Raw genomic sequence first — 25,060 nt, forward strand, 5'->3', positions numbered from 1 at the left:
CTATGCGGAAGGGGTGTGGCCGTTCATCTGGCCTGTTCCCGTGCCCGAGATGCGGGGGAGCAACTGGGCCAGGATGAGGGTGGAGAGCGCGGAGTCCGACTGACCCTGCTGGGTGCGTACGACCAGCGGTTGGGGGGCGTTCTCCGTCAGTTTCGCGCCCACGTCGAGGCGCTTGCGGGCCAGCTCGTACTGCAGCACGGCCCGGTTGTCCCGGTACGACTCGGCCAGGCGGCGCAGTGCCTTGGCCTCGTTCTCGGCGGAGGTCAGGTCGGCCCTGCCTCGCGCCTCGATCTCCCACGTCACCCGCTGCGCCTCGGTCTCCTGCTCCTCCAGCATGCGCGCCACGTTCTTGCGCGCGTTGTTGTGGGCGGCCTTGACCTCGACGACGCGGGCGTCACGGGTCTTCTTGGAGCGCTCGATCTCCATCAACAGGGTGTCGATGCGGCGCTTGCGGGTCAGCTCCCACTCGCGCTCGTAGGCCGAGAGCTCCTTGGCCACCTTCTCGCGGGTGGCCAGGTGCTGCTGGTACTGGTCGGGCAGCTGCACGTCGGGGATGTTGGCGCCGGTGATGCGCACGCCGTAGCGGCCCAGCTGGCGGTTGAGCGCGTCCTGCATGTCGCCGACGTCGGAGCCGCGCAGGTCGTACGCGCGCTCGGTGTTGACCCGGCGGCTGCGCTGCCTGATCGCGTCCTGCACCGCGCTGGACAGCACCAGGTCGAAGTTGCCCGCGCCGATCGTGCGGACGAACGCGACGGGATCCACGATGCGGAACTTCAGGAAGAACTCGATCGACTTCAGCGGCACGTTCTCGGCGGTGGGGCAGGCCACGATCGGGGCCGAGTACGGGATCTCCGTGGAGGTGTCGACGACCGCGTCCACCCGGTCCCACGGCAGCCACAGGTAGTGGCGGCCCGGCGGCAGCGTGCCGGTGATGGCGCCCCAGCGGCTGCGCACGCCGGTGGTGCCCTCCTCGATCTCGATGATCGCCTTGCGCCACATCGTGACCATGGCGATGAGCAGGCTGAACAGCGCCGCGAACGCCGCGACGAGGGTGAAGTCGGTGAGCGCGGCCATGCCGGCGAAGTAGAGCGCCAGGAACACCAGCGTCATCCACGCGAAGCCGCGCCGGTCCTTGGGGATCACGACGGGCACGAGCTGGCCCTGCTCGCCGCCGCGCAGGAGCTGGCGGATGTCACCCCAGGAGGCCAGCGATTCCTTGATCTTCGAAAACTCGCGGCTCATCAGATCTCACTCCCAGCCTGTCCGTGCTGCTGCCCGCCCGGCAGCAGCCGCTCGACGGTCCGCTCCAGGTCGGAGTCGGGCTCCGGCGTCGCCGGGGGTTGTTCCACGTCGGCGGCGGCCTTGTGCAGCAGCGCGGCGATCTCGGCCTCGCGGTCGCGTACGCGGGCGCCGATCTCGTCGAGCCTGGAGCGGATGGCGGCCATGTCCTCGGCGGAGAACAGCGCCGCGTCCTTGCCGCCCACGAGCTGCTGGGCCAGGGCCAGGAAGTCGATGTCGGTGTGCTCGCCCACCTGCACCACCTGCGGCAGCCTGTGGGCGACCGACTCCAGCTTGGTCAGCAGGTCCTGCTGGAAGCGGTAGTCGAGGATCTCGGGCGCCTCGGCGGCCGACAGCGCCCTGATGTCCAGCGCCTGCGCCTCCAGGAGTGCGGCGTTGGCGTTGGCCGTGGACTCGGCCTCGACCAGCCGCTGCCTGGCCTGTGCCGTGGCCTGGTGGGTGGCGCGTTCGAGCGCGGTGTCCATGCGGGCCTGGTAGCCGGCGATCTCCGCCTGGATGGCGCTCAGCGTCTCCTGCAGCCCGGCCAGCTCCTTGATCAGGTCGCCCTCGTTCTGCTCCTTGCGCAGCTGGAGCTCGTACTCGTAGGTGTAGGCCTCCTTGGCGACGCGGACCATCTCGGGGGCGGCCAGGTCCATGCGGTATTCCTGGCTGGACGGCTCGGCGTGCGTGATGTTGACGTCGGTGAGCCGGACGGCGGGCAGGAACTGCTGGTTGAGGCTCTCCAGCATGCCGAGCGTGCTCTCGCCCACCAGGTCGTAGATCTCCTCGGCGCGCTGGGCGTAGATCAGCGAGCGGGTGACCTCGCTGATGGCGTTCTGGAGCTTGGACTGGAAGCCGCTGACCGAGCCGAGCACGAAGATGAACTCCGCCGGGTTCTCGATCCGGAACTGCAGGAACAGGTCCACGCTGGCCTTGACGCCCTGCTGCGTGGGGGCCTCGCTGATCGGCGCGTTGAACGGGTATTCGCGGGTGGTGTTGACGATGTAGCTGACCCGCTTCCACGGGTTGAACAGCGTCACCCGGCCCGGGTCCGCGATGTGCACCAGCTTGCCGAACTGGGTGATCAGCGCCTTGCAGCCCTCGGGCACCATCACCACGCTGCGCCGCCACCACAGGAACACGGCAGCCAGGATGAGGACCACCCAGTAGTGCGGGCCGAAGACCACGTCGACGTTCGGGACGACGTTGCCGAGCGCGCCGATCAGGCCGAGCAGCACGAGGATGCCCAGCGGTATGAGTATTTTGGCGGTGCCGCTCTTGGGGATCACCACGGGCGAGATGACGTGCATGCCGTTCTCGGCGAAGCTGCGGTTGACGATCTCGCCGGCCTCGTTCAGCGACGCCGAGCGGGCCTCGATGAGGGTGCCGACGGACGCGCCGCCGTCGCGCGCCGCGGCGAAGTCATGAGGGTTCAGCGCGAAGCCACGGCCCTGGCCCGCCAGCTGCCCCGCCTGGTCCACGACCTGCCCCATGGCCTGGCCCATCGCCTGGCGTACGTCACCCCCTTGGGCAACCGCTTGGGCTATGCCCTGCCCCGCCTGGATCAGTGCCTCTCTGGGTCGTGACATTGAACCTTCCTTTTCCGCTACGGGCGATTCCGACCGTATCGGGTGTGACTTACTGTTCGCTTGCAATGTGGTGTCACATATCTATTGCTTCCCGTAGCAGGTGTGCTATTGATGTAGTAGACCTACTATGTGGAGGGCGGATGGGAGCGGTGAGAGCGCTTGAAAGTGGCGTCGACCTCGGGCAGAACGGCTGCGCCATCGAGGTCGCCGGGCTGCGGATGGCGTACGGGAGCAAGGAGGTCCTGCGCGACGTGACCTTCACCGTCAGCCCCGGCGAGGTGATCGCTCTGCTCGGGCCGAACGGCGCGGGCAAGACGACGACGATCGAGGTCCTGGAGGGGTTCCGGAGGCCGTCCGCGGGTCACGTACGGGTGCTGGGCGTCGAGCCGGCGCGCGGCGACGAGCGCTGGCGGGCCCGGCTGGGCGTCGTGCTGCAGTCGTGGCGCGACCACGGCCGCTGGCGGGTGCACCAGCTGCTGCACCACCTCGGCCGCTACTACGAGCCGTACGCGAACCACGGGCGGCCGCCGTTCGACACCGACGAGCTGATCGAGGCCGTCGGGCTCACCGAGCACGCCGGCCACCGGATCAACCGGCTGTCCGGCGGGCAGCGGCGCCGGCTCGACGTCGCGATCGGCATCGTCGGGCGGCCCGAGGTGCTCTTCCTCGACGAGCCGACCGCCGGCTTCGACCCGCAGGCCAGACGCGACTTCCACGACCTCGTCCATCGCCTGTCGGACCTCGACGACACCACGATCCTGCTCACCACGCACGACCTGGACGAGGCCGAGAAGCTCGCCGACCGCATCCTCATCCTGGCCGGCGGCCGGATCGTCGCCGACGGCAGCCCCGACAAGCTGGCCCGCCAGGTCTCCCGCGACGCCCAGGTGCGCTGGAGCCGAGACGGGGAGCACTTCGTGCACGCCACGCAGGACGCCACCGGCTTCGTCCGCGACCTGTTCGAGCAGCACGGCACCGAGATCGGCGACCTGGAGGTGCGGCGGGCCACGCTCGAGGACACCTACATGGCCATCGTCAAGAAGGAGGAGGCGTGAACCCCACGCTGCACGCGGCCCGGCTCGGGCTGAGCCGCGGCTGGATCGAGTTCAGGCAACAGCTCACCAGTGTCCAGGACATGGGCTTCACCGTGGTCAGCACCGTCGGCCTCATCGTCGTGCTCTATTTCCAGCGCGACGCGAAGCTGCCCGGCACCGACGTGTCGCTCGCGGCGGCCACGCTCCCGGGACTGCTGGGGCTCCTGGTCCCGTTCAACGCGCTCATGGGGGCGGTCGGCTCGCTGGCCGTCGAGCGCGAGGACGGCACCCTGCTCAGGGCCAAGGCCATGCCCCAGGGCATGGTCGGTTATCTCGTGGGCCGGATCGTGATGCTCTCCGTGTCCACCGCCGGCTCCCTGGTGCTGATGCTCGTCGCCGGGCTGTTCTTCGTGCCCGGGCTGCTCGGGGTGGGGCCGGGCGGATGGCTCACGGTCGCCTGGGTCGCGTTGCTGGGGCTGCTGTCCTCGTTGCCGCTCGGTGCCGTCATCGGCGCCCTGGCCACCAGTCCGCAGGCCGCGGCCGGGCTGTCCATGCTCACCGTCGGCGGGCTCACCGCGATCTCGGGGATCTTCTACCCGATCACGGCGCTGGCCGGCTGGCTCCAGGCCCTCGCCCACATCTTCCCGCTCTACTGGCTGGGCCTCGGCATGCGCTCGGCGCTGCTGCCCGACGCGGCGGCCGCGGCGGAGATCGGCGGCTCGTGGCGGCCCGTGGAGACCACGCTCGTGCTGCTCGCCTGGGCCGTGGCCGGGCTGGTGCTGGCGCCGCCCATCCTGCGCCGGATGGCCAGGCGGGAGTCGGGCTCGGTGATGGAAGAGCGCCGTCAGCGGGCGATGCAGCGGGTGACCTGAGAAGATACGCGGTGATGAGCGAGACCGTCTACAACCGCATCGCGCTGCTGCGCGCAGAGCGGAACGTGACCCGCAGGCAGCTCTCCGACGCGCTGGGGGTGCACTACCAGACCATCGGCTATCTCGAACGCGGCGAATACAGCCCCAGCCTCTACCTGGCGCTGCGCATCGCCGAATATTTCGAGGTGCCGGTCGAGGTGGTCTTCTCCACCGCTCCCTTCCCCCGGATCGGGGAGCGCTCGGCCTGACGGTTTATGTCGGTCGGGCCGCCTACAGTGGCAACATGCGACCGGTCACTGATTTGCAGCGGAAGGTGGCGCCCTTCGAGGTCGTCACCGAGATGACTCCCTCCGGCGACCAGCCGACGGCCATCGCCGAGCTGGAGCGCCGCGTCAAGGCCGGGGAGAAGGACAACGTCCTGCTGGGCGCCACCGGCACCGGCAAGACGGCCACGATCGCCTGGCTGATCGAGCGGCTGCAGCGGCCCACGCTGGTCATGCAGCCCAACAAGACGCTCGCCGCGCAGTTCGCCAACGAGCTGCGGGAGATGTTGCCGAACAACGCGGTCGAATATTTCGTCTCTTATTACGATTACTACCAGCCCGAGGCCTACGTCCCGCAGAGCGACACGTACATCGAGAAGGACTCCTCGATCAACGACGAGGTCGAGCGGCTGCGCCACTCGGCCACCAACTCGCTGCTCACCCGCCGCGACACCATCGTGGTCGCCTCGGTGTCGTGCATCTACGGCCTGGGCACGCCGCAGGAATACGTGGACCGCATGGCCCGGCTGCGCGTCGGCATGGACGTCGACCGCGACCAACTCCTGCGCCGCCTGGTCGACATGCAGTACACCCGCAACGACCTGGCCTTCACCCGGGGCACGTTCCGGGTGCGCGGCGACACGATCGAGATCATCCCGAAATACGAAGAGCTGGCCGTGCGCATCGAGATGTTCGGTGACGAGATCGAGAAGCTCTCGACCATGCACCCGCTGACCGGCGAGGTCATCACCGAGGACGAGGAGCTCTACATCTTCCCCGCCTCCCACTACGTGGCGGGCGAGCAGCGCATGGCCGCCGCCGTGACCGGCATCGAGGCGGAGCTGGCCGAGCGGCTGTCGGAGCTGGAGCGGCAGGGCAAGCTGCTGGAGGCGCAGCGGCTGCGGATGCGCACGACGTACGACATCGAGATGATGCGCCAGATCGGCACCTGCTCCGGCATCGAGAACTACTCGCGCCACATGGACGGCCGCGAGGCCGGCAGCGCGCCCAACACGCTGCTCGACTACTTCCCCGAGGACTTCCTGCTGGTCCTCGACGAGTCCCACCAGACGGTGCCGCAGATCGGCGCGATGTACGAAGGCGACGCCTCCCGCAAGCGCACGCTGGTCGAGCACGGGTTCCGGCTGCCGTCGGCGCTCGACAACCGGCCGCTGAAGTGGGAGGAGTTCCTCGAGCGGATCGGCCAGACCGTCTACCTGTCGGCCACACCGGGCCCCTACGAGCTGGGGCGGGTCAAGGGCGACGTGGTCGAGCAGGTCATCCGCCCGACCGGCCTGGTCGACCCCGAGATCGTCGTCAAGCCCACCAAGGGCCAGATCGACGACCTGGTCCACGAGATCCGCGAGCGGGCCGAGCGCGACGAGCGCGTGCTGGTCACGACGCTGACCAAGAAAATGTCGGAAGACCTCACCGACTACCTGCTGGAGCTGGGCATCCGGGTTCGCTACCTGCACAGCGAGGTCGACACGCTGCGCCGCATCGAGCTGCTGCGCGAGCTGCGCACGGGCGAGTTCGACGTGCTGGTCGGCATCAACCTGCTGCGCGAGGGCCTCGACCTGCCCGAGGTGTCGCTGGTGGCCATCCTCGACGCCGACAAGGAGGGCTTCCTGCGCTCCGAGACGTCGCTGATCCAGACCATCGGCCGCGCCGCCCGTAACGTCTCCGGCCAGGTCCACATGTACGCCGACAAGGTCACCCCGTCGATGGAGCGGGCGATCGACGAGACCAACCGGCGCCGGGCCAAGCAGATCGCCTACAACGAGGCCAACGGCATCGACCCGCAGCCCCTGCGCAAGAAGATCGCCGACATCCTCGACTCCCTGCAGCGCGAGGACGCCGACACCGACAAGCTGCTCTGGGGCAGCGGGCGCCAGCAGTCGCGCGGCAAGGCCCCGGTGCCCGGCTTCCAGGTCCGCCAGGCCGGCCAGCACGCCAAGGCCATCGCCGGCGAGATGCCGCGCGCCCAGATGGAGTCGCTCATCGAGTCGCTGACCGAGCAGATGCACCAGTCGGCGGCGGACCTCCAGTTCGAGGTGGCCGCGCGGCTGCGTGACGAGATCAAGGAGCTCAAGCGCGAGCTGCGTGACATGCGCGAGGCGGGGGTCAAGTAGGGCATATGCCACCTGACCTGGGCGAATGGTTTACCTTCGGGTGGGCAGCGTCCAGGGTATGAACAAGACGATCGTTGGGGCCCTGGTCGGCGCGACGGTGCTCGCGGGGGGTTGCGGCACCGTGCTCCGGGAGGTCGAGCGGCTGTCCGTCCAGTCGTCGCCGACCCTGGGCACGCCCACGGCCATCACGCCGACCGCCAGCCCCACCGGCTCGCCGTCCGGCAGCCCGGGAGCCGGAGACCTGAAACAGGCCGCCCGGGCGGCCCTGGCCGCGGTGCCCGGTTCCACGCTCATCTCCATCGAGACCGAGCAGGACGGCCGGATCTGGGAAGTGCAGGTCGTCGGGAAAGACGGGACCGAGCACCAGATGGACGTGGAGTCGGGCAAGGTCGTCAGCGGCCCCACGACCGAGGAAGAGGACGCGCAGGACAAGGCCAAGCACCGGGAACGGGTGGCCGCGGCCAAGCTCGACTACGCGCAGGCGGCCGACAAGATCGCGGCCACGGTGCCGGAGGGGCGGATCACCGAGCTGAACCTGGACATGGACCAGGGCAAGACCGTGTGGGAGTCGGACGTGGTCACGCCCGACGGCACCAAGCACGAGGTGGCCCTCGACGCCGCCACGGGCACGGTCGTCGGGAACAACGGCGCCACCTCGTGACGCCCGCGGGCCGGCGGTCCTCCGATGGGGGCCTCCGGCCCGGCTGTTGCGCCGACATCGGCCCCACCCGACCACGGGATCAGGGCTCAGGGGAACAGGGTGAGGAGAGTCCGGGCGAACGCCTCGGGGTTGTCCAGCATGATGTTGTGCCCCGACTCCGGGATGCCCAGCACCTGGACGCCCGCCGCGCGCAGCCCATCGGCCCCGGCGGGCTCGTCGCCCTCCGGATACAGGTAGGCGCGCGGGATCGGCAGGCCGACCAGCAGCTCGCGCGTGGTGGGCGTGGTGCTCGCGGCCAGGCTGACCGCCGTACGGTGCAGGCCGCGCAGGTCCGCCAGGCGCATCGTGGACCACCAGTGCGCGCCCACCCGCTCGCGCACTTCCTTCCAGCCGCCCGCCACGAACTCCTCCTCGCCGTAGGTGGCGATCCCGCTGCTGCCCGGCTGGGCGGGCGTCGGGGGATAGGGGTCGAGGTTGGCGTCCACCAGGATCAGGTCGGCGACCAGCTCGGCGTGGCGGGCAGCCAGAACCGTGGCCACCGCCCCGCCCATGCTGTGCGCGATCACCGCCGCGCCGGCCACCCCGGCCTTGCGCAGTGCCTCGGCCAGGGCGTCGGCGTGGGCCTCCAGCGTGTACGAGAAGTCCTGCGGGCGATCGCTGATGCCGAACCCGAGCAGGTCGATCAGGAGCGAGCGGTGCCGCGGCAGCAGGGGATGGGCCGCGACCTCCGCGTAGTAAGGGGCCGAGGTGGCGCCGAGGCCGTGAACGTAGACGCGGGCCGGATCCGCGCCCGGCAGCTCCACCCAGCGCATGCGAGCGCCGCTGGGATGAACGATGGCATCGTGCATGGCGGGCCTCCTTGTACATCGGGACCAATATATATCGGTTTCGAGGTATGCTGGCGTCATGTTGGAGCTGGCGATACTCGGGTTCCTCAGGGATCAGCCATTACACGGATATGACCTGCGCAGGAGGGTGGCGGCCCTGATGGGGCACGTACGCCCGGTGGCCGACGGGACGCTCTACCCGGCGATCAAGCGCATGGCCACGTCCGGCTGGCTGACCAGGAAGGACGAGCCGGGCAAGGCCGCCGCTCCACGGCGCATGCTCTACCTGACCGCGGAGGGGCGCGCGGAGCTGGAACGACGGCTGCGCGAGCCGGACGAGCTCGACATCAGCGACGAGAACCGGTGGTTCGCGCTGCTGGCCTTCCTGCGCCACCTGGACGAGCCCGAGGACCAGGCGGCGGTGCTGCGCCGGCGGCTGGCGTTCCTGGAGGAGCCGACGAGCTTCTTCTACGACGGGAACCGGCCGATGGGGGCCGCGGAGTTCGGCGACCCGTTCCGGCAGGGTCTGCTGACCATCGCCCACGCCACCAGCCAGGCCGAGCTGGCGTGGCTGCACGCGACCATCGAGTCCCTGGCGTCGGGCGCCCACCCGGGAGAGGCTGCCTGCTAGTCCTGCCCGCCCCCCGGCCTCCGCCCCCCGGCCTCCGGCTCCCGGCCTCCGGCTCCCGGCCTCCGGCTCCCGGCCTCCGGCTCCCGGCCTCCGGCTCCCGGCCTCCGGCTCCCGGCCTCCGGCTCCCGGCCTCCTGCGAGCCCTGCCGGCCGCCTGCACTCTGCCGACCGTTGTGGCCGCTTGCCGATCCGGTTGACGTGCCGCTTTGGGGCGGTGGCGGCTGTGGAGTGCGCGCCGCCCTCGTCGGCGGTGTGCGGTGACGTGCGTGCCTACTCTGGGCTCCCGGGCCCGGCGCCCCGGGCCCGGCGCCCCGGGCCCGGTGTCGCGCGTCTCGCGTCCGGCGCCCGGCGTTCCGCGCCCGGCACCTCGCGCCCGGCGCCCGGCCCCCGGTGCCCGGCGTGCCGCGGCCGGGCGACACCGCATCCATGTGCGCCCGGGCTGCCAGCTGACGTGCCGGGGCCCTTGTGCTCCGGGGTCGGCGTTCGCGGGTGCCAGAGGACGAGGGCCCGGGTGGTGGGCGTGGGTCAGCGGGTTAGGCCGGATTCGTGGCGGAGGAGGGTGGCGAGGGTGTCGGGGGCGGCGGTGTGGTGGCCCTTGGCGGCGAACCAGGTGGCGACGTTGCGGGCGTCGCGGTCGAGGAAGGACGGGCCGGCCGGGTGCGCGATCACGTCCACGATCTGCGGCAGGTCGATGATCACCAGCCTGCCGTCGTGGACCAGCAGGTTGTACGGGGACAGGTCCCCGTGGGCGAGACCCTCGCGGGCCAGCGTGACCATGGCCGCCACGAGCTGCTCCCACAAGGAGTCGAGCCCGTCCGACACCTGCGCCAGCCGCGGCGCCGCGTACCCGTCCGGGGTCCCGATGAACTCCTGCAGGATCTCCGTACCGACGATCTGCACCGGGTACGGCACGGGAACCCCCAGCTCCCACAACCGGCACAGCGCGGAGAACTCGGCCACCGCCCACTGCCCCGCGATGGCCTGCCGGCCGAAGGCGGTGCGGTTGGCCATGGCCCGGTTCATGCGGTTGTCGTGGGTCCGGCGGCCCTCCAGGTAGCCGGAGTCGCGGTGGAACAGGCGGTGCTCGGAGGAGCGGTAGCGCTTGGCGGCCAGCAGGCACACCCGGTCCGTGCCGGGTACGCCGCGGGAGATCAGGTGGACGTCGGCTTCCTTGCCGGTCTTGAGCACGCCGTGCTCGGTGTCCACGGCGGCCAGCTCGGTGACCAGCCAGCCAGGGTAGGGCCGCGGCCCCTTCTCCGTCGGCGTGCTCTGGTCCCAGGTGGACCAGCGATCGCCTTCAGGGGGGCCGTCGAAGGTGTCGGGGGCGGCGGTGGTCTCGAGCCATTCGACGTCGTCGGCGTCGAGGGCGTACTTGCCACGGCGGCGGTGCTGCGAGTGCTTCGGCACGGTGGGAGAGCTCCAGGTGTGAGGCCCACCGGCGCGCCGGGATCAGGTCGGCGGGCTCCCGGTGGGAAGGCATGAGGACGCGGAGAACGGCACGCGAACAGTCGTCATCACAGTCTCACCCTCCCTCCGGCAGCGATCGGCTCGGTGCCCGAGTATGCCGATCACGCGGGCGCCGGTGCAACTGGATTTACCGGCGGAAAATTGCGGTGCGCCGCCTGGCGGCCGCCTTGTACGGTGCGCCCATGCGACGATGCGACGAGTGCGCCCACTGGGAGCCCGCCGGCGCGCCGGACTGCGCCCGGTGTGCCGGGCTGGTGGACGAGATCGTGGAGGAGGGCTGGCGCGACTTCCTGACGCGCGAGTTCGGCAGCCGCGAGCCGTCCGACGAGCGCCTGATCGCCGAGATGGTCGTCGACGAGCCGGACAAGCATCCGTGGCGCGTGGTCGACGCCGCGTACGACCGCCTGACCTGCCCCGAGTGCGGCGGCCGGCTCAGCAGGGGCCCGGCCGGCTGTGCCCCCTGCGACCTGGCCAACGGCTTCCGCTACAGCGCCGTCGAGATCGACCGCCCGGCCGTGCCGCCGGGCAATGAGCACGCGTTGCGGGTCAACGTGTCGGTGGCCCGCCGCCCCTCCGGCATATCGGCCTCGGAGGTGCTTCTGCGGCGTCTGTTCCTGCCCGTTCTCGTCGAGGGCGGCCTTCCGACGACGGCGCAGGCGCAGGCCGTCAAGGCCATGGCGAACAACGGCGCCACGGAGGCGGAGCTCGCCGCGGTCATCTACCGGGGTCGGGACACCGGCTGATGCCGCGAGGCCGCGGACGGCACCGGCCGGCCTGGCGTACGTGCGGGCACGGTCGGGCGGACCCAACGAGCCGGAGCACCGGCGCCGCTACTTGCGGGTCTGGTTGAAGCGCAGCATGTTGCCGGAGGGGTCGCGGAAGGCGCAGTCGCGGACACCGTACGGCTGGTCGACCGGCTCCTGCAGCACCTCGCCACCCGCCGCCTGGATGCGCCGGAAGGTGGCGTCGCAGTCGTCGGTCTCGAAGATGACGCCGCGCAGCAGGCCCTTGGCCAGCAGCTCCGCCATGGCCTCCTTGTCGGCGGGTGAGGCGTTCGGGTCGGCGAGGGGTGGTTCGAGGACGATGTTCACGTCCGGTTGCGACGGCGAGCCGACCGTCACCCAGCGCATCCCCTCGAACCCGACGTCGGCGCGCACTTCCATGCCGAGAACGTCCCGGTAGAAGGCGATCGCCTTGTCGTGGTCGTCGACGGCGATGAAGCACTGTTGCAGCTTGATGTCCATGGGTTTCACGCTATCGGCGGCGAGCCGGGTTTTGCTGCTCCATTCCTGACGGGTCGCGTGTAGATCTTGGCGACGCAGGCCGGGATGGCGGCGCCGTCGTCATGGTTGCGGGCACGGTATGAGCTCGGGCTCTCGCCGACCAGCTCGGTGAACCGCGAGCTGAACGACCCCAGCGAGGTACAGCCGACCTCGAAGCAGACCTCCGTCACCGACAGGTCGCCCCGCCGCAGCAGCGCCTTGGCCCGCTCGATCCGGCGGGTCATCAGGTAGCTGTAGGGCGTCTCCCCGAAGGCGGCGCGGAAGCTGCGGGAGAAGTGGCCCGGCGACATGAGGGCGACGCTCGCCAGCGCCGGGACGTCGAGCGGCTGGGCGTAGTCGCGGTCCATCGTGTCGCGCGCCCGGCGCAGCCGGACCAGGTCGTCCAGCGTGGTCACGTGACCACCGCCCCACAACGCCGGCCGCCTTCGCCGTGGCCCTGTCGTCCGCGAGCACGCCGTCCGAGAACGCATCGTCCGGGAGCACGCCGTCCGGGAGCCCCCCGTCCGCGAGCACGGGGTGCCGAGGGCGCACGATTCGTCACAGCGGGCATCAACATCACGATCTATGGTCGGCGGGGGTCAGGGGAGGTCCCTGCGCTCCTCCATCGTACGGCGGTAGAGCTCGTCGATCTCGTCCAGCGGGTCAGGGGCGCGGCGGCGGGCCTCGATCTCCAGGTCCGTGCGGGAGTGGAGGTCGGCGATGCCCGTCGCGGTGTGCTGCACCTGGTCGCCGAGGAGGTCGGCGCGGATGCGCGCGCACATCGCCGTGAGCTTGGCCTGGTGCTCCCTGAGCCGGTCGAGGGTGGCGTGGTCGACGTAGGGGGACAGGCGGCGCTGCTGGGCGTACATGCCGAGCTGCCCGTCGTGCACGTCGGCCTGGGCCGTCAGGTCGGCCAGCAGCCGCGGCAGCTCGCCCAGCCCCCAGCCCTGGCGCTGGGCCTGCTCGACGGCCTGCCGGGTGAGGGACACCTCGCGGCGCAGGTCGAGCCGCAGGCGCTCGACCTCGGCGGCGTCTCCCGTGCCCATCGCGTTGACGTGCGTGGTGAGCCGGGTGGTGGCCTGTCTGGCCTTCACCGCGGCCTTCTTGCCCAGCTTGACCAGCACATAGATCCCCACGCCGCCCAAGAGCAGGAGGAAAGCCAGGATCACCAGCACGATGACCAGGAATTCGCCGATCTTCGCCACCCCCACTTGCCGTCGATGCCTTGAAGGATAGTCCGCCGGAGCGGTTCCGGCGCGCATGCCCAAGCAAGCCCTTGATCGGACCTGGGCGCTGTGTTTCAGTTCACATGTTCGCAGAACACCCCGGAAAGGGCGTACATGGTGCTGGACGGCAAGGTTGTGATCATCACGGGCGGTGCCAGGGGGATGGGAGCGGCCACCGCCCGGCGCTGCGTCGCGGCGGGGGCCCGGGTCGTGGTCACCGACGTGCTGGTGGAGGAGGGTACGGCCACCGCCAAGGAGCTGGACGCCCGCTTCATCGCGCACGACGTGACGAGCCAGGACGCGTGGGCGGCGGTGGTCGCCGAGACCGTGGAGGAGTACGGGCGGCTCGACGGCCTGGTGAACAACGCCGGCATCGCCACCATGCTGACGATCGAGCAGCAGCCGCTGGAGGAGTTCGAGCGCGTGCTCCAGGTGAACCTGGTCGGCACCTTCCTGGGCCTCAAGGCCGTGGTCGGGCCGATGCGCCGGTCGGGCGGCGGGGCCGTGGTGAACCTGTCGTCGGTCGCCGGGCTGTTCGCCCTGCCGGCGACGGGCGGCTACGGCGCCTCGAAGTGGGGCGTGCGCGGGCTGACGAAGATCGCGGCGCTGGAGTTCGGGCGGGACCGCATCCGGGTCAACTCCGTACATCCCGGAATGATCGTCACCCCGATGACGCAGTCGCTCGGAGCCGTGTCGGGCGAGGGCACCTTCTCCCTCGCCCCCGCCGGGCGCTGGGGCGAGCCGGAGGAGGTGGCGGCGGCGATCGTGTTCCTGCTGTCGGACGCCGCCTCGTACGTCACCGGCGCCGAGCTGGCCATCGACGGCGGCTGGACGGCGGGCGAGGGCTCGCTGCTGCCCCCGCCGCCGGCCCCCGAGGGGAGCGCGGGATAGATGCCGTACGCGGAGGTGGGCGCGGACGTCAGGCTCTTCTACACCGACGACCACAGCACGGGCGCGGGCGACGGGCCGCCGCTGCTGCTCGTGCACGGCTGGGGCACCGACTCCCACCAGTGGTCCTGGCACATCGACGCGCTCGCCGCCCGGCACCGGGTGGTCGCCGTGGACCTGCGCGGCCACGGCTACTCCTCGGTCCCCGAGACCGGCAACACCCCGCGCATGATGGCCGAGGACCTGCACGCCCTGCTCGGCCACCTCGATCTTCCCCAGGTGGTCGCCGTCGGGCACTCCATGGGCGGCCAGGTGGTGTCCATCCTCGCCGTCGAGCACCCTGAACGGGTGCGCGCGCTCGTCACCCTCGACCCCGGCTACGGCATGACGGACCGGATCGCCGGCGGCTTCCCCCAGATGATCGCGGCCCTGCGCGGCCCGCACGCCCACGCCGCCGCCGAGCAGATCGACGAGTGGTGCACGAACGCCGCCACCCCCGCCGTCATCAGGCGCTGGCACAAGCGCAGGCTCCACGGCATGCCGCCGCACGTCCTGGTCCAGGCGTTCGAGGCCATGTTCACCGCCCCCGGCGCCATCGGGGTGCGCCCGGCCAGCGACGACTACCTGGCCCGTCGGCGGTGCCCGGTGCTGTCGATCTGGGCCGACCCGGGACGGGCCGCGTGGGAGGCGGGGCTGCTCAAGGACCCCGCGTCCAAGGTGGTGTGCTGGGAGGGGTCGAGCCACCGGCTGCACGAGGAGCGGCCGGCCGAGTTCGTGCAGGTCCTGGAGGGCTGGCTGGGCAGGTTGTGAAGGGCCCGGCGGCACGGAACGGCCGCCGGGCGCCAACCGCGTGAGCGTGCCAGGGTTGGGGGCCACGTAGACGCTCACACGTCTTTTCGTTACCTGTTGTTCGCTTCCCGGGCCCAACCGTAGGGGCGGCGCGGGCGGCGGCGGATCAGCCCGCAGGCGGATGGCGGGTCAGCCTGGAGGGTGACCCCTGGCCGCCCTCCTGCGCGCCCGGAAGCGGCGTACCCGCCTGATCAGCCACCACGCCGGCACCGCGAGCAGCAGCAACGCGACGATCACCAGCACGGGCACGAACACCGCGATCAGGCTCATGCCGAGCGCTCCCGCGTCCTCGGCCGTGCTGACGACCGGCGCCCCGACTCCCGCTGTGCCCGCGTTGATCACCGGGCGGGCGGTGGCCTTGATCGCGTGCACGGCCAGCGCCACCACGATCCCCAGCAGCCAGCCGGCCCACGGGTGCTCGGTCATCCAGGTCGAGTTCTCGAACTCGGCGGCGGCGTTCGTGGCCGAGAAGACCACCCCGCCCGAGGCCGGGCGCACCACGGTCTGGATGGCGTCGTTGACGCTGTCGACGGCGGGCACCTTGTCCAGGACCATCTCGGCGATCAGCAGCACCGCGAGCACGGCGAGCACGCCCCAGTTCGACAGCCAGGAGTAGCCGTCGGGCAGTCGCACGGTGTCGGTGAGGTTCGCGAGCACGCCCACGACCAGGAGCGGGATGTACGCGTTCAGCCCGGCGGCCGTGGACAGGCCCAGACCGGTCAATGCGGCCAGCATGCCCCTAGTCTGCCCGGGCCGCCTCGTCCATGAGGCCCGCCAGACCGGAAGAGGTGAACTCGGCCACCGCCCGCTCGTACTTCTCCATGCCCCACGACCAGAAGTCGAAGTCGATGGTGTCGTTGGCGCCGTCCTGGATGGAGGCCCAGAGCGTCCATCCGTACTTGGACATGAGGCCGAGCAGGCGCGCACGGGCGATCTTGTGGCGGAGCCGGCGGCCGTAGTAGGCGGTGACGAGCTCCTCCAGGTGGCCGAGCGGCAGGTCGGACTCGCTCCAGATGTTGCCGAGCTCGAAGCAGGCGTCGTTGTTGCCGGCGTACTCGTAGTCGATCAGCCACAGGCGCTCGCCGTCGTCGAGGATGTTGCCGGGCAGCAGGTCGTTGTTGCAGGGGACCGTCCCCTCGTCCCGGACGGCCAGGCACTTGCGCAGGTCGGCGACGACGGGCAGGAAGTCCAGATAGCGCGGCGGCAGCCGGAAGCCGCGCTCGCGCACGATCTCCAGATAGCGCCGCTGCACCTCGAACATGTCGAAGTCGCTGACGAACCGGGGCCCGGCGTGCAGCCGGCGGCAGGCCCGCGCCACCCGCGGCAGGTTCGCCGGGTCGTGCAGGTCGGCCTCGGTGAACGTACGTCCCGGCAGGTATCCCACCACCAGCACCCCCAGCCCGGGCAGGTAGTCGTGCACCGGCGCCCCGACCCCGGCGCGCGCCGCCGCGATGGAGTTGGCGTGCTCGGCGTCCCGGTCGATGGCCAGCAGGGCGCCGTCGCTGGCCGACACGCGCACCACGTACGTGCCTGAAGGGGTGGTTACCTTGTAGTTGTGGTTGGTGAGCCCGCCGGGCAGCTCCTCCACGGAGCGCGGCAGGCCGGACAGCAGCGGGATGCGATCGAGGACATCGGGCGCGGCCATGCTCGATGCTAGGCTCCACCGGCCTAAACGGTCTAGACCTTTTGCGGCGTGCCGGTTAGCCTCGCGGGCATGAGCGACTCGGCCCGGATCGTGATCATCGGCGGTGGGGTGGGCGGCGCGTCCGTCGCCTACCACCTCACCCAACTCGGCGAACGCGACGTCGTCCTGCTGGAGCGGGACGAGCTCACCAGCGGCTCCACCTTCCACTCCGCCGGGCTCGTCGGGCAGCTGCGCGCCGACCCCACGCTGACCAGGATGAACCAGTACTCGGTCGAGCTCTACCGCACCCTGGACGCCGGGTGGACGGAGTGCGGCGGCATCAAGCTGGCCGCCACGCCCGAGCGGATGGCGGAGATCCGCCGGCAGATCGGCTGGGCGCGCACGTTCGGGCTGCCGCTGGAGGAGATCTCGGTGGCCGAGGCGGTGGAGCTGTTCCCGCTCATGGACCCGGAGGGGGTGGTGGGGGCGGCGTACCTGCCGACGGACGGGCAGGTGGACCCCTCCCAGCTGTGCTACGCCCTGGCCGCGCGCGCCCGCGAGGGCGGGGCGACGCTGCGCACCCGCACCCGGGTGCTCGGGATCAAGGTGGCGAACGGCCGGGTCGCCGGGGTCCGCACCGACCAGGGCGACATCGACTGCGAGATCGTGGTCAACTGCGGCGGCATGTTCGCGGCCGAGATCGGCCGCATGGCAGGGGTACGCGTCCCGATCGTGCCCATGTCGCACCAGTACGTGGTGACCGACGCCTTCCACGACCACACCGGCCTGCCCACCCTGCGCGACCCCGACCTGCTCGTCTACTACCGGCAGGAGGTGCAGGGCCTGGTCATGGGCGGCTACGAGCGCACCTGCGCCCCCTGGACGGCCGGGCCGAACTCCTTCGACGCCGTCCCGCCCGACTTCAACGGCCGCCTCCTCGCCGAGGACTGGCCAAGATTTGAGGAAATTTCCGACAACTCCAGGGTGCGGGTGCCCGCGATGGCCGACGTCGGCATCCGCAAGCTGATCAACGGGCCGGAGGCGTTCACCCCGGACAACGAGTTCTGCCTGGGGGAGACCGAGGTGGGCGGGTTCTTCGTCGCCGCCGGGTTCTGCGCGCACGGCATCGCGGGGGCGGGCGGCATCGGCCGGATCATGGCCGAGTGGATCGTCGAGGGCGAGCCCAGCATGGACGTCTGGCACATGGACATCCGCCGGTTCGGCCGCCAGTACCGCTCGCCGTCGTACACGATCAAGCGGGCCGTCGAGAACTACGAGACCTACTACGACATCCGCTACCCCGGCCACGAGCGGTCGGCGGGCCGGCCGCTGCGGGTCTCGCCCGCCTACACCTGGCACGCCGCCCACGGAGCGGTCTTCGGGGAGAAGTCCGGGTGGGAGCGGGTCAACCACTACGCCGCCAACGAGGGGGAGAGCCAGGACGAGCGGCCGCGGGGCTGGGCCGGGCGCGCGTGGTCGCCCGCGATCGGGGCCGAGCACCGGGCCACGCGCACGACGGCGGGGCTGTTCGACGAGAGCTCGTTCGCCAAGATCGAGGTCACCGGTCCGGACGCCGCCGCGCTGCTGGAGTGGGTGTGCGACAACCGGGTCGCCCGGCAGGTCGGCGCCGTCACCTACACGCAGGCGCTCAACCGGCGCGGCGGCATCGAGTGCGACTTCACCGTCACCCGGCGCGGTGAGGAGGAGTTCCTCGTCGTCACGGGCACCGCGTTCGGCTCCCACGACCTCGGCTGGCTGCGCAAGCAGGCCGCGCTCACCGGCTCGAAGGCCAGGATCGCCGACGTGACCGGCCAGTACGCCTGCTTCGCCCTGTGGGGACCGCGCGCCCGCGACGTCCTGGCCGAATTGACGCCCGACCCGCTGGACTTCCCGTTCATGTCGTCACGGGAGCTCACCGTGGGGGACGTGCCGGTGCTGGCGCTGCGGGTGACGTTCGTGGGGGAGCACGGGTGGGAGCTCTACTGCTCCAGCGAGTACGGCCTCGGGCTCTGGCAGGCGCTGTGGCGGGCCGGCGAGCCGTACGGGCTGGTGGCGGGCGGCTACCGGGCCATCGACAGCCTCAGGCTGGAGAAGGGCTACCGGGTGTGGGGCGCGGACCTCGGCCCCGAGACGACGCCGTACGAGGCCGGGCTGGGCTTCTGCGTCAAGCCCGACAAGGAGTTCCTGGGCAGGGACGCCCTGGATCCCGCGCCCGAACGGCGGCTGCGGTGCGTGACGCTGCACGACCCGACGGCGGTCGCGCTCGGCAACGAGCCCGTGCGGCTCGACGGGCGGACGGTGGCCCGGGTCACCTCGGGCGGCTACGGCTACACCGCCCGGCGCTCCATCGCCTACGCCTACCTGCCGGTCGAGCCGGGCGCCGACGTGGAGATCGAGGTCGAGGGCGTGTGGGTGCCGGGGACCGTGGTCAAGGAGCCGCTGGTCCCGTGACGCCGCTGCGTACCGAGATCCGGACCCGGTCGGGGCGGAACAGGTCGAGGGCGTACTCCACCGGCGTGCCGTCGCCGGCGTAGGCGGTGCGCTCGATCCGCATGAGCGGCGTGCCGGGCTCGATGCCCAGCTCGGCGGCCTCGGCCGGCCGGGCGGTCACCGGGTCGAGGTGCTCGACCGCCGTGCGCGGCTCCAGGTCGTAGCGGGCGGCCAGCAGGGCGTAGAGCGAGCCGGTCAGGTCCTGGCCGAGCAGGCCGGGCAGGTCGGGGAAGTAGGAGTGTTCGAGCGCCACGGGGGAGCGGCCCGCCGAGCGCACCCGGGCCACCTCGTGCACCGGCGAGCCCGGCTCGACCCGCAGGGCCCTGGCCGCGGACGTGGGGGCGGGCACGGTCGCGGCCCGCAGGATCCGCGCCTCGGCCCGCAGGTGGGAGCGGCGCATCTGCTCGGTGAACCCGGCCAGCCCGGTCAGGTCGCACTCGATGCGCGGCTCGGCCACGAACGCGCCACCCGACCTGCCGGGCACCCGCAGCAGCACGCCGTCGCGCTCCAGCGTGGCCAGCGCCTGCCTGAGCGTCATCCTGCTCACGCCGAGCCGAGCGGCCAGCTCCCGCTCGCCGGGCAGCCGGTCGCCCGGCGCCAGCTCGCCGCCGGCGATCGACTCCAGCAGCCACCGCTCGATCTGCACGTGCGCGGGGACGCCGGTGCCACGCTCCAGCTCAGGCGGGTTCCCGACCACACGCGCAGGCTACCGGCCCGGTGAGCCACTCCGACAGGCGCCGGAGCAGGTCACTCCGACAGGCGCCGGAGCCGCTCCACCGCCTCGCCGAACTCGCCGATCAGGTCGTAGACCACGTCCTTGGCCGGCCTGACCTGGTCGAGCTGGCCCACGACCTGCCCCACGAAGTAGTTGGCCAGCTCCACGGCACCCGGCTCGCCCTTCTCCGCCGCCGCCATGATGCGGGCCATCGCCCCCTCGGCCACCAGCATCTGCAGCGGCATGCCCAGCGGCCCCGGGCTCTCCTGGCCGGAGTCCCATTCCTCCGTCCAGGCCGACTTGAGCTGCCGGGCCGGCTTGCCCGTACGGGACCGCGACCGGACCGTGTCCAGCGACGAGGCCGCCAGCATCTTGCGCTTGACCGCGGGCGAGGTCTCGGCCTCCTCGGTCGTGAGCCAGACCGAGCCGCACCACACGCCCTCGGCGCCGAGCGCCATGGCCGCCGCCATCTGCCGCCCGGACGCGATCCCGCCCGCCGCCAGCACCGGGACCGGGGCGACCGCGTCCACGACCTGCGGCACCAGCACCATCGTGGAGATCTCGCCGGTGTGCCCGCCCGCCTCGGTGCCCTGCGCCACGATGAGGTCCGCGCCCGCCGCCACCTGCCTGCGGGCGTGCTCGACCGTGCCGACCAGCGCGGCCACCGGCACGCCCGCCTCCCTGGCCCGGGTCACCATCTCCGGCGGGGGCGGCCCCAGGGCGCTGGCGATCAGCCCGATCCGGTGCTTGAGCGCCACGTCGATCAGCCCCGTCGCCCCGCTCGCCGTCACGCGCCGGCCGAGCTCGTCCGCGGCCGCCGCCAGCGGCTGCCCGGAGGCGCTCACGCCGTACTTGGCCAGCAGGTGCGTGACGAAGTCCCGGTGCCGGTCCGGGACGGAGTCCATGAGGTGCACGCGCCGGTCGAGCGCGGAGGCGTCGATCTTCCCCGGTACGAGCACGTCCACGCCGTACGGCCGGCCGCCCACACGCGCGTCCAGCCAGGTCAGTTCCGTGTCGAGCTGGTCGGGCGAGTACGCCACCGCGCCCAGCACCCCGAACCCGCCCGCGTTCGTGACAGCGGCCACCACGTCGCGGCAGTGGCTGAAGGCGAACAGCGGGAACTCGATCCCCAAACGCTCACATATGGCGGTCCGCATGACCCGACGCTAACGGTCAGAACCTTGTTCGGTCCATCCCTGTCCGGCAAGCCGTCTCAGGTGGTCGCGTCCATCGTGACGGGCGCGGGCCGTCTCAGGTGGTCGCGTCCATCGCGACGGGCGCGTGCCAGCCCAGCTCGGGCGTGTAGCCGCGGACCCGCCTGGCCGGCACCCCGGCGACCACGCTGTGGTCGGGGAACGTGCCGCGCACCACCGCCCCGCCCGCCACGACGCACTGCCGGCCCAGCGTGGTGCCCGGCAGGATGATGGCGCCCGCGCCCAGCCACGAGCCGGAGCCGATGGAGACCGGGCTGTTGCGCGGCCACTGCCTGCCGATCGGGATGTCCGGGTCGTCGTAGACGTGGTTCTGGTCCGTGATGTACACGTACGGGCCGGTGAAGACGTCGTCGCCGATGTCGATCGACTGATGGGCCACGATGTGCGAGCCCCTGCCGATCGAGCAGCTCCCGCCGATGCGCAGGATGGAGGAGGGGCCGAGGTCCGGGCCCGGCATCATGCCGCACGAGATCGACACCCGCTCGCCGATGAGCGTGTGTTCGCCGATCTCGATCCACTGCTCGCCGAAGATCGCGCCAGGGGGGAAGGCGATGCTGACCCCGTCGCCGAGCCGGCGGAACCGGTAACCGGCGGGAGCGGCCGGAGTGATCGCACCGGCGTGCCGGATCGCCGTGTAGGCACGGTGAATCAATGTGCCCAAAGCCCGACGTACTAGTGACATAAGGACCAAAGTTACCGCTAGGTCATGCCGTTCGGGCATGTGAGGGGCGTTGTTTGATATCCTGAGAGCCCGTGGACACTTCGACCACACCTCGAGCCACGGGAGCCCCTTTGCGCAGCGCATCGCAAACCAAGCATCTGTTCGTCACCGGCGGTGTCGCCTCCAGTCTCGGCAAGGGGCTCACGGCATCCAGCCTCGGTCGCCTGCTCAAAGGGCGCGGTCTCAGGGTCACCATGCAGAAGCTCGACCCTTACCTCAATGTCGACCCCGGCACCATGAACCCGTTCCAGCACGGCGAGGTGTTCGTCACCGACGACGGTGCCGAGACCGACCTCGACGTCGGCCACTACGAGCGGTTCCTCGACACCCACCTGCACGGCTCGGCCAACGTGACCACCGGGCAGGTCTACTCCAACGTCATCGCCAAGGAGCGGCGGGGTGAATACCTGGGCGACACCGTCCAGGTCATCCCGCACATCACCAACGAGATCAAGGACCGGATCCGGGGCATGGCCGGTCCCGACGTGGACGTGGTCATCACCGAGGTCGGCGGCACGGTGGGCGACATCGAGTCGCTGCCCTTCCTGGAGGCCGTGCGGCAGATCAGGCACGAGGTCGGGCGCGACAACGTGTTCTTCCTGCACGTCTCCCTGCTGCCGTACATCGGGCCCTCCGGAGAGCTCAAGACCAAGCCGACCCAGCACAGCGTGGCGGCGCTGCGCAGCATCGGCATCCAGCCGGACGCGATCGTGCTGCGGTCCGACCGGCCCGTGCAGACGGCGATCAAGCGCAAGATCAGCCTGATGTGCGACGTCGACGAGGACGCCGTCGTCTCCGCCGTGGACGCCGCCTCGATCTACGACATCCCGAAGGTGCTCCACACCGAGGGGCTCGACGCCTACGTGGTGCGCCGGCTCGGCCTGCCCTTCCGCGACGTGGACTGGAAGGAGTGGGAGCAGCTCCTGCGCCGGGTGCACCGGCCGGCGAAGGAGGTCACCATCGCGCTGGTCGGGAAATACATCGACCTGCCGGACGCGTACCTGTCTGTCACCGAGGCGCTGCGCGCCGGCGGGTTCGCCAACGACGCGCGCGTCAACATCCGCTGGGTCAAGAGCGACGACTGCGAGACCCCCGACGGCGCCGAGCGCGAGCTCGACGGCGTGGACGGCGTGCTGATCCCCGGCGGCTTCGGCGTACGCGGCATCGAGGGCAAGATCGGCGCCATCCGCCACGCCCGGGAGGGCAAGATCCCGCTGCTCGGCATCTGCCTCGGCATGCAGGGCATGGTCATCGAGGCGGCCCGCAACATGGCCGGCATCGAGGACGCCAACTCCGCCGAGTTCGACCCCGACACCAAGCACCCGGTCATCTCCACCATGGCCGACCAGGAGGACGTCGTCGCCGGCGAGCGCGACATGGGCGGCACGATGCGCCTGGGCAGCTACACCGCCAAGCTCGGCGAGGGCACCCTCGCCCGGCACCTCTACGGCGGCAAGGCCAAGGCCGACGAGCGCCACCGCCACCGCTACGAGGTCAACAACGCCTACCGCGAGCGGCTCGAGAAGGTCGGGCTGGTCTTCTCCGGCCTGTCGCCCGACGGCCGCCTGGTCGAATACACCGAGCTGCCCGTCGACGTCCACCCCTTCTTCATCGGCACCCAGGCGCACCCCGAGTTCCGCTCCCGCCCCACGAGGGCCAACCCGATGTTCAAGGGTCTCGTCAGCGCCGCCCTGGCCTACGCCGACAGCCGCGTGAGCGCCAAGGTGGGGCCGTGAGGATCGAAGACACGCCCGAGGCGTGGGACGTGGTCGAATCGAGACCTCGGTTCAAGGGCCACATCATCGACGTGGTCACCGACACCGTCAGGATGCCGCGTGACGAGGTCGCCGAGCGCGACTACGTCGTGCACCCCGGAGCCGTCGCCGTGCTCGCGCTCGACGACCGCGACCGGATCTTGATGATCAGGCAGTACCGCCATCCCACCCGCCATCTGATGTGGGAGCTGCCGGCCGGGATCCGCGACGTGGCGGGCGAACCGCTCGTCACCACCGCCGCCCGCGAGCTCGCCGAGGAGGCCGGATACCGCGCCGACACGTGGCACACGCTGGTCGATCTGCGCTCCTCGCCGGGCATGACGGACGAGCGCGTACGCGTGTTCCTCGCCCGCGGCCTGATCAAGATCCCCGACGAGGAGAACGGCTTCGTGCACCGGCACGAGGAGATCGACATGCCGGTCGAATGGGTCCCTCTGGCCGACGCGGTCGAGAAGGCACTCATGGGAATGATCCACAATTCCTCGACCGTGGCCGGTATCCTCGCCGCATATGCGGCTTCGGTTGAGGGGTTGGCCCTGTTGCGCCCCGCCGACGCCCCGGAGGCGTGACGGAAGGACCAGTTCGTGGAGGCAGTGCTCTCCAGCTACCTCGCCCATCTGGCGGTGGAACGGGGCCTGGCTGCCAACACGCTCGCGTCCTACCGTCGTGACCTGCGCCGATACTTCGAGCACCTCCAGGCGCGCGGGCGCCTGGAACTCGACGAGGTGGGGGAGGCCGACGTGCTGGCCTTCCTCGCCGCGCTGCGCGAGGGCGACGGGGAACACCCCGCGCTCGTCGCCAGCTCCGCCGCCCGCGCCGTCTCCGCCGTACGCGGGCTGCACCGCTTCGCCCTGCGCGAAGGCGTCACGGCCCACGACCCCGCCCACGAGGTACGCCCGCCGCGCCAGCTCCGCAGGCTCCCCAAGCCCATCGGCGTGGACGAGGTCGAGCGCCTCATCGCCGCCTCCGGCCCCGACGGCGCCCCCCTCACGCTCCGCAACCGCGCCCTGCTCGAGGTCCTGTACGGCACCGGCGCCCGCATCTCCGAGGCCGTCGGGCTGGCCGTGGACGACCTGGAGGACGACCAGGTGCGGCTGCGGGGCAAGGGCGCCCGTACGCGGGTGGTGCCCCTGGGGCGCTATGCCCGGTCGGCGCTGGACGCGTACCTGGTGCGGGCCCGGCCCGGCCTGCTCGCCCACGGCCGCGGCACCCCCGCGGTCTTCCTCAACGCCCGCGGCGGGCGCCTGACCAGGCAGGGAGCCTGGGAGGTGCTCCAGGCCGCCGCCGAACGCGCCGGACTCGACGGGATAAGCCCGCACGTACTCCGGCATTCCTTCGCAACTCACCTTTTGGACGGCGGGGCGGACGTTAGGGTGGTTCAGGAGTTGCTCGGCCACGCCTCTGTGACGACCACTCAGGTCTACACCCTGGTGACGGTCGACAAGCTCCGCGAGGTCTATGCCGCCGCGCATCCGCGTGCCCGGCAGTGATCTATAGTCTTTTGGGACGTGCGCCGCCCTCGGCGTGCCGCCTTGCCGCGTTA

General features: G+C 71.2%; 25 protein-coding genes. 13 read left to right on the top strand and 12 right to left on the bottom strand.

The window, feature by feature from the left end; translation table 11 throughout:
- Both AB0J69_RS19290 and AB0J69_RS19295 read right to left on the bottom strand, forming a co-directional pair.
- A complete protein-coding gene (locus AB0J69_RS19290; protein WP_364118593.1) occupies nucleotides 1–1,242 on the bottom strand; it encodes an SPFH domain-containing protein in 1,242 nt (413 codons plus the stop codon).
- Nucleotides 1,242–2,867, bottom strand: coding sequence for an SPFH domain-containing protein (locus AB0J69_RS19295; RefSeq protein WP_364118595.1), 1,626 nt, complete (start codon nucleotides 2,865–2,867; stop codon nucleotides 1,242–1,244). The genes AB0J69_RS19290 and AB0J69_RS19295 overlap by 1 nt, the downstream gene beginning before the upstream one ends.
- Nucleotides 2,868–3,085: 218 nt before the next feature.
- Here AB0J69_RS19295 and AB0J69_RS19300 point away from each other — a divergent pair, with 218 nt between their 5' ends.
- From AB0J69_RS19300 to AB0J69_RS19320, 5 genes are read left to right on the top strand one after another with little or no spacing between them, the layout of a single operon-like run.
- On the top strand, nucleotides 3,086–3,922 hold the full coding sequence (locus AB0J69_RS19300) for an ABC transporter ATP-binding protein (protein ID WP_364118667.1): 837 nt from the start codon (nucleotides 3,086–3,088) through the stop codon (nucleotides 3,920–3,922).
- Nucleotides 3,919–4,773 (top strand): ABC transporter permease, encoded by an 855-nt coding sequence (locus AB0J69_RS19305; RefSeq protein WP_364118597.1) that lies wholly within the window; start codon nucleotides 3,919–3,921, stop codon nucleotides 4,771–4,773. The genes AB0J69_RS19300 and AB0J69_RS19305 overlap by 4 nt, the downstream gene beginning before the upstream one ends.
- Nucleotides 4,774–4,787: 14 nt before the next feature.
- Nucleotides 4,788–5,021 carry a helix-turn-helix transcriptional regulator gene (locus tag AB0J69_RS19310; protein WP_364118599.1) on the top strand — a complete coding sequence of 78 codons (234 nt, stop codon included), beginning with the start codon at nucleotides 4,788–4,790 and terminating at the stop codon, nucleotides 5,019–5,021.
- Nucleotides 5,022–5,056: 35 nt separating this feature from the next.
- Nucleotides 5,057–7,168, top strand: coding sequence for an excinuclease ABC subunit UvrB (uvrB, locus tag AB0J69_RS19315; protein ID WP_364118601.1), 2,112 nt, complete (start codon nucleotides 5,057–5,059; stop codon nucleotides 7,166–7,168).
- A 58-nt stretch (nucleotides 7,169–7,226) separates the two neighbouring features.
- Nucleotides 7,227–7,829 (top strand): PepSY domain-containing protein, encoded by a 603-nt coding sequence (locus AB0J69_RS19320; protein ID WP_364118602.1) that lies wholly within the window; start codon nucleotides 7,227–7,229, stop codon nucleotides 7,827–7,829.
- A gap of 86 nt (nucleotides 7,830–7,915) precedes the next feature.
- Here the strand turns inward: AB0J69_RS19320 and AB0J69_RS19325 are convergent, their stop codons facing one another.
- Complete coding sequence (locus AB0J69_RS19325) at nucleotides 7,916–8,677, bottom strand: alpha/beta hydrolase (RefSeq protein WP_364118604.1); 762 nt, start codon at nucleotides 8,675–8,677, stop codon at nucleotides 7,916–7,918.
- Nucleotides 8,678–8,735: 58 nt separating this feature from the next.
- Between AB0J69_RS19325 and AB0J69_RS19330 the strand changes: the two genes are divergently transcribed.
- A complete protein-coding gene (locus AB0J69_RS19330; RefSeq protein WP_364118605.1) occupies nucleotides 8,736–9,287 on the top strand; it encodes a PadR family transcriptional regulator in 552 nt (183 codons plus the stop codon).
- 524 nt (nucleotides 9,288–9,811) lie between these two features.
- On the opposite strand, the gene AB0J69_RS19335 is transcribed toward AB0J69_RS19330, so the two are convergent.
- Nucleotides 9,812–10,693, bottom strand: a complete 882-nt coding sequence (locus tag AB0J69_RS19335) for an RIO1 family regulatory kinase/ATPase (protein WP_364118607.1) — start codon at nucleotides 10,691–10,693, stop codon at nucleotides 9,812–9,814.
- 242 nt (nucleotides 10,694–10,935) lie between these two features.
- On the opposite strand from AB0J69_RS19335, the gene AB0J69_RS19340 reads away from it, so the two are divergent.
- Nucleotides 10,936–11,496 carry a hypothetical protein gene (locus tag AB0J69_RS19340; protein WP_364118609.1) on the top strand — a complete coding sequence of 187 codons (561 nt, stop codon included), beginning with the start codon at nucleotides 10,936–10,938 and terminating at the stop codon, nucleotides 11,494–11,496.
- 87 nt (nucleotides 11,497–11,583) lie between these two features.
- On the opposite strand, the gene AB0J69_RS19345 is transcribed toward AB0J69_RS19340, so the two are convergent.
- The 3 genes from AB0J69_RS19345 to AB0J69_RS19355 form a co-directional block, all read right to left on the bottom strand.
- Nucleotides 11,584–11,997, bottom strand: coding sequence for a VOC family protein (locus AB0J69_RS19345; protein WP_364118611.1), 414 nt, complete (start codon nucleotides 11,995–11,997; stop codon nucleotides 11,584–11,586).
- A 5-nt stretch (nucleotides 11,998–12,002) separates the two neighbouring features.
- Nucleotides 12,003–12,383, bottom strand: a complete 381-nt coding sequence (locus AB0J69_RS19350) for a helix-turn-helix transcriptional regulator (RefSeq protein WP_364118669.1) — start codon at nucleotides 12,381–12,383, stop codon at nucleotides 12,003–12,005.
- 231 nt (nucleotides 12,384–12,614) lie between these two features.
- Nucleotides 12,615–13,226 (bottom strand): hypothetical protein, encoded by a 612-nt coding sequence (locus AB0J69_RS19355; protein ID WP_364118613.1) that lies wholly within the window; start codon nucleotides 13,224–13,226, stop codon nucleotides 12,615–12,617.
- Nucleotides 13,227–13,355: 129 nt separating this feature from the next.
- On the opposite strand from AB0J69_RS19355, the gene AB0J69_RS19360 reads away from it, so the two are divergent.
- Nucleotides 13,356–14,132, top strand: coding sequence for a glucose 1-dehydrogenase (locus tag AB0J69_RS19360; protein ID WP_364118615.1), 777 nt, complete (start codon nucleotides 13,356–13,358; stop codon nucleotides 14,130–14,132).
- Nucleotides 14,133–14,939: an alpha/beta hydrolase gene (locus AB0J69_RS19365; RefSeq protein WP_364118616.1), complete on the top strand. Its 807-nt coding sequence runs from the start codon at nucleotides 14,133–14,135 to the stop codon at nucleotides 14,937–14,939.
- Nucleotides 14,940–15,107: 168 nt separating this feature from the next.
- Here the strand turns inward: AB0J69_RS19365 and AB0J69_RS19370 are convergent, their stop codons facing one another.
- Complete coding sequence (locus AB0J69_RS19370; RefSeq protein ID WP_364118618.1) at nucleotides 15,108–15,713, bottom strand: DUF4126 domain-containing protein; 606 nt, start codon at nucleotides 15,711–15,713, stop codon at nucleotides 15,108–15,110.
- Nucleotides 15,714–15,717: 4 nt separating this feature from the next.
- Nucleotides 15,718–16,623, bottom strand: a complete 906-nt coding sequence (locus AB0J69_RS19375; RefSeq protein ID WP_364118620.1) for a phosphotransferase — start codon at nucleotides 16,621–16,623, stop codon at nucleotides 15,718–15,720.
- A gap of 69 nt (nucleotides 16,624–16,692) precedes the next feature.
- Between AB0J69_RS19375 and AB0J69_RS19380 the strand changes: the two genes are divergently transcribed.
- Nucleotides 16,693–19,053, top strand: coding sequence for an FAD-dependent oxidoreductase (locus tag AB0J69_RS19380; RefSeq protein ID WP_364118622.1), 2,361 nt, complete (start codon nucleotides 16,693–16,695; stop codon nucleotides 19,051–19,053).
- Here AB0J69_RS19380 and AB0J69_RS19385 read toward each other — a convergent pair.
- The 3 genes from AB0J69_RS19385 to AB0J69_RS19395 all read right to left on the bottom strand — a co-directional run bounded on the left by AB0J69_RS19385 (nucleotide 19,031) and on the right by AB0J69_RS19395 (nucleotide 21,682).
- On the bottom strand, nucleotides 19,031–19,789 hold the full coding sequence (locus AB0J69_RS19385; protein WP_364118624.1) for a GntR family transcriptional regulator: 759 nt from the start codon (nucleotides 19,787–19,789) through the stop codon (nucleotides 19,031–19,033). The two genes, AB0J69_RS19380 and AB0J69_RS19385, sit on opposite strands and share 23 nt — an antisense overlap.
- A gap of 50 nt (nucleotides 19,790–19,839) precedes the next feature.
- Nucleotides 19,840–20,964 (bottom strand): nitronate monooxygenase family protein, encoded by a 1,125-nt coding sequence (locus AB0J69_RS19390; protein WP_364118626.1) that lies wholly within the window; start codon nucleotides 20,962–20,964, stop codon nucleotides 19,840–19,842.
- 94 nt (nucleotides 20,965–21,058) lie between these two features.
- A complete protein-coding gene (locus AB0J69_RS19395) occupies nucleotides 21,059–21,682 on the bottom strand; it encodes a DapH/DapD/GlmU-related protein (RefSeq protein ID WP_364118628.1) in 624 nt (207 codons plus the stop codon).
- Nucleotides 21,683–21,813: 131 nt separating this feature from the next.
- Between AB0J69_RS19395 and AB0J69_RS19400 the strand changes: the two genes are divergently transcribed.
- From AB0J69_RS19400 to AB0J69_RS19410, 3 genes are read left to right on the top strand one after another with little or no spacing between them, the layout of a single operon-like run.
- Nucleotides 21,814–23,478, top strand: coding sequence for a CTP synthase (locus AB0J69_RS19400; RefSeq protein ID WP_364118630.1), 1,665 nt, complete (start codon nucleotides 21,814–21,816; stop codon nucleotides 23,476–23,478).
- The gene (locus tag AB0J69_RS19405) at nucleotides 23,475–24,086 is read left to right on the top strand and encodes an NUDIX hydrolase (protein ID WP_364118632.1); all 612 of its coding nucleotides are present in this window, start codon (nucleotides 23,475–23,477) and stop codon (nucleotides 24,084–24,086) included. The genes AB0J69_RS19400 and AB0J69_RS19405 overlap by 4 nt, the downstream gene beginning before the upstream one ends.
- A 15-nt stretch (nucleotides 24,087–24,101) precedes the next feature.
- The gene (locus AB0J69_RS19410) at nucleotides 24,102–25,007 is read left to right on the top strand and encodes a site-specific tyrosine recombinase XerD (protein WP_364118634.1); all 906 of its coding nucleotides are present in this window, start codon (nucleotides 24,102–24,104) and stop codon (nucleotides 25,005–25,007) included.
- Nucleotides 25,008–25,060 lie beyond the last annotated feature (53 nt).

Origin of the sequence: Nonomuraea sp. NPDC049709 (genome assembly GCF_040674815.1) — a bacterium.
Taxonomy (GTDB): Bacteria; Actinomycetota; Actinomycetes; order Streptosporangiales; family Streptosporangiaceae; genus Nonomuraea.

Coding starts and splice junctions, on each gene's coding strand:
- AB0J69_RS19290 (WP_364118593.1), bottom strand. CDS start 1,242: ATGAGCCGCGAGTTTTCGAAGATCAAGGAATCGCTGGCCTCCTGGGGT.
- AB0J69_RS19295 (WP_364118595.1), bottom strand. CDS start 2,867: ATGTCACGACCCAGAGAGGCACTGATCCAGGCGGGGCAGGGCATAGCC.
- AB0J69_RS19300 (WP_364118667.1), top strand. CDS start 3,086: ATGGCGTACGGGAGCAAGGAGGTCCTGCGCGACGTGACCTTCACCGTC.
- AB0J69_RS19310 (WP_364118599.1), top strand. CDS start 4,788: ATGAGCGAGACCGTCTACAACCGCATCGCGCTGCTGCGCGCAGAGCGG.
- uvrB (WP_364118601.1), top strand. CDS start 5,057: ATGCGACCGGTCACTGATTTGCAGCGGAAGGTGGCGCCCTTCGAGGTC.
- AB0J69_RS19320 (WP_364118602.1), top strand. CDS start 7,227: ATGAACAAGACGATCGTTGGGGCCCTGGTCGGCGCGACGGTGCTCGCG.
- AB0J69_RS19325 (WP_364118604.1), bottom strand. CDS start 8,677: ATGCACGATGCCATCGTTCATCCCAGCGGCGCTCGCATGCGCTGGGTG.
- AB0J69_RS19330 (WP_364118605.1), top strand. CDS start 8,736: ATGTTGGAGCTGGCGATACTCGGGTTCCTCAGGGATCAGCCATTACAC.
- AB0J69_RS19340 (WP_364118609.1), top strand. CDS start 10,936: ATGCGACGATGCGACGAGTGCGCCCACTGGGAGCCCGCCGGCGCGCCG.
- AB0J69_RS19345 (WP_364118611.1), bottom strand. CDS start 11,997: ATGGACATCAAGCTGCAACAGTGCTTCATCGCCGTCGACGACCACGAC.
- AB0J69_RS19350 (WP_364118669.1), bottom strand. CDS start 12,383: ATGGACCGCGACTACGCCCAGCCGCTCGACGTCCCGGCGCTGGCGAGC.
- AB0J69_RS19360 (WP_364118615.1), top strand. CDS start 13,356: ATGGTGCTGGACGGCAAGGTTGTGATCATCACGGGCGGTGCCAGGGGG.
- AB0J69_RS19365 (WP_364118616.1), top strand. CDS start 14,133: ATGCCGTACGCGGAGGTGGGCGCGGACGTCAGGCTCTTCTACACCGAC.
- AB0J69_RS19370 (WP_364118618.1), bottom strand. CDS start 15,713: ATGCTGGCCGCATTGACCGGTCTGGGCCTGTCCACGGCCGCCGGGCTG.
- AB0J69_RS19375 (WP_364118620.1), bottom strand. CDS start 16,623: ATGGCCGCGCCCGATGTCCTCGATCGCATCCCGCTGCTGTCCGGCCTG.
- AB0J69_RS19380 (WP_364118622.1), top strand. CDS start 16,693: ATGAGCGACTCGGCCCGGATCGTGATCATCGGCGGTGGGGTGGGCGGC.
- AB0J69_RS19390 (WP_364118626.1), bottom strand. CDS start 20,964: ATGCGGACCGCCATATGTGAGCGTTTGGGGATCGAGTTCCCGCTGTTC.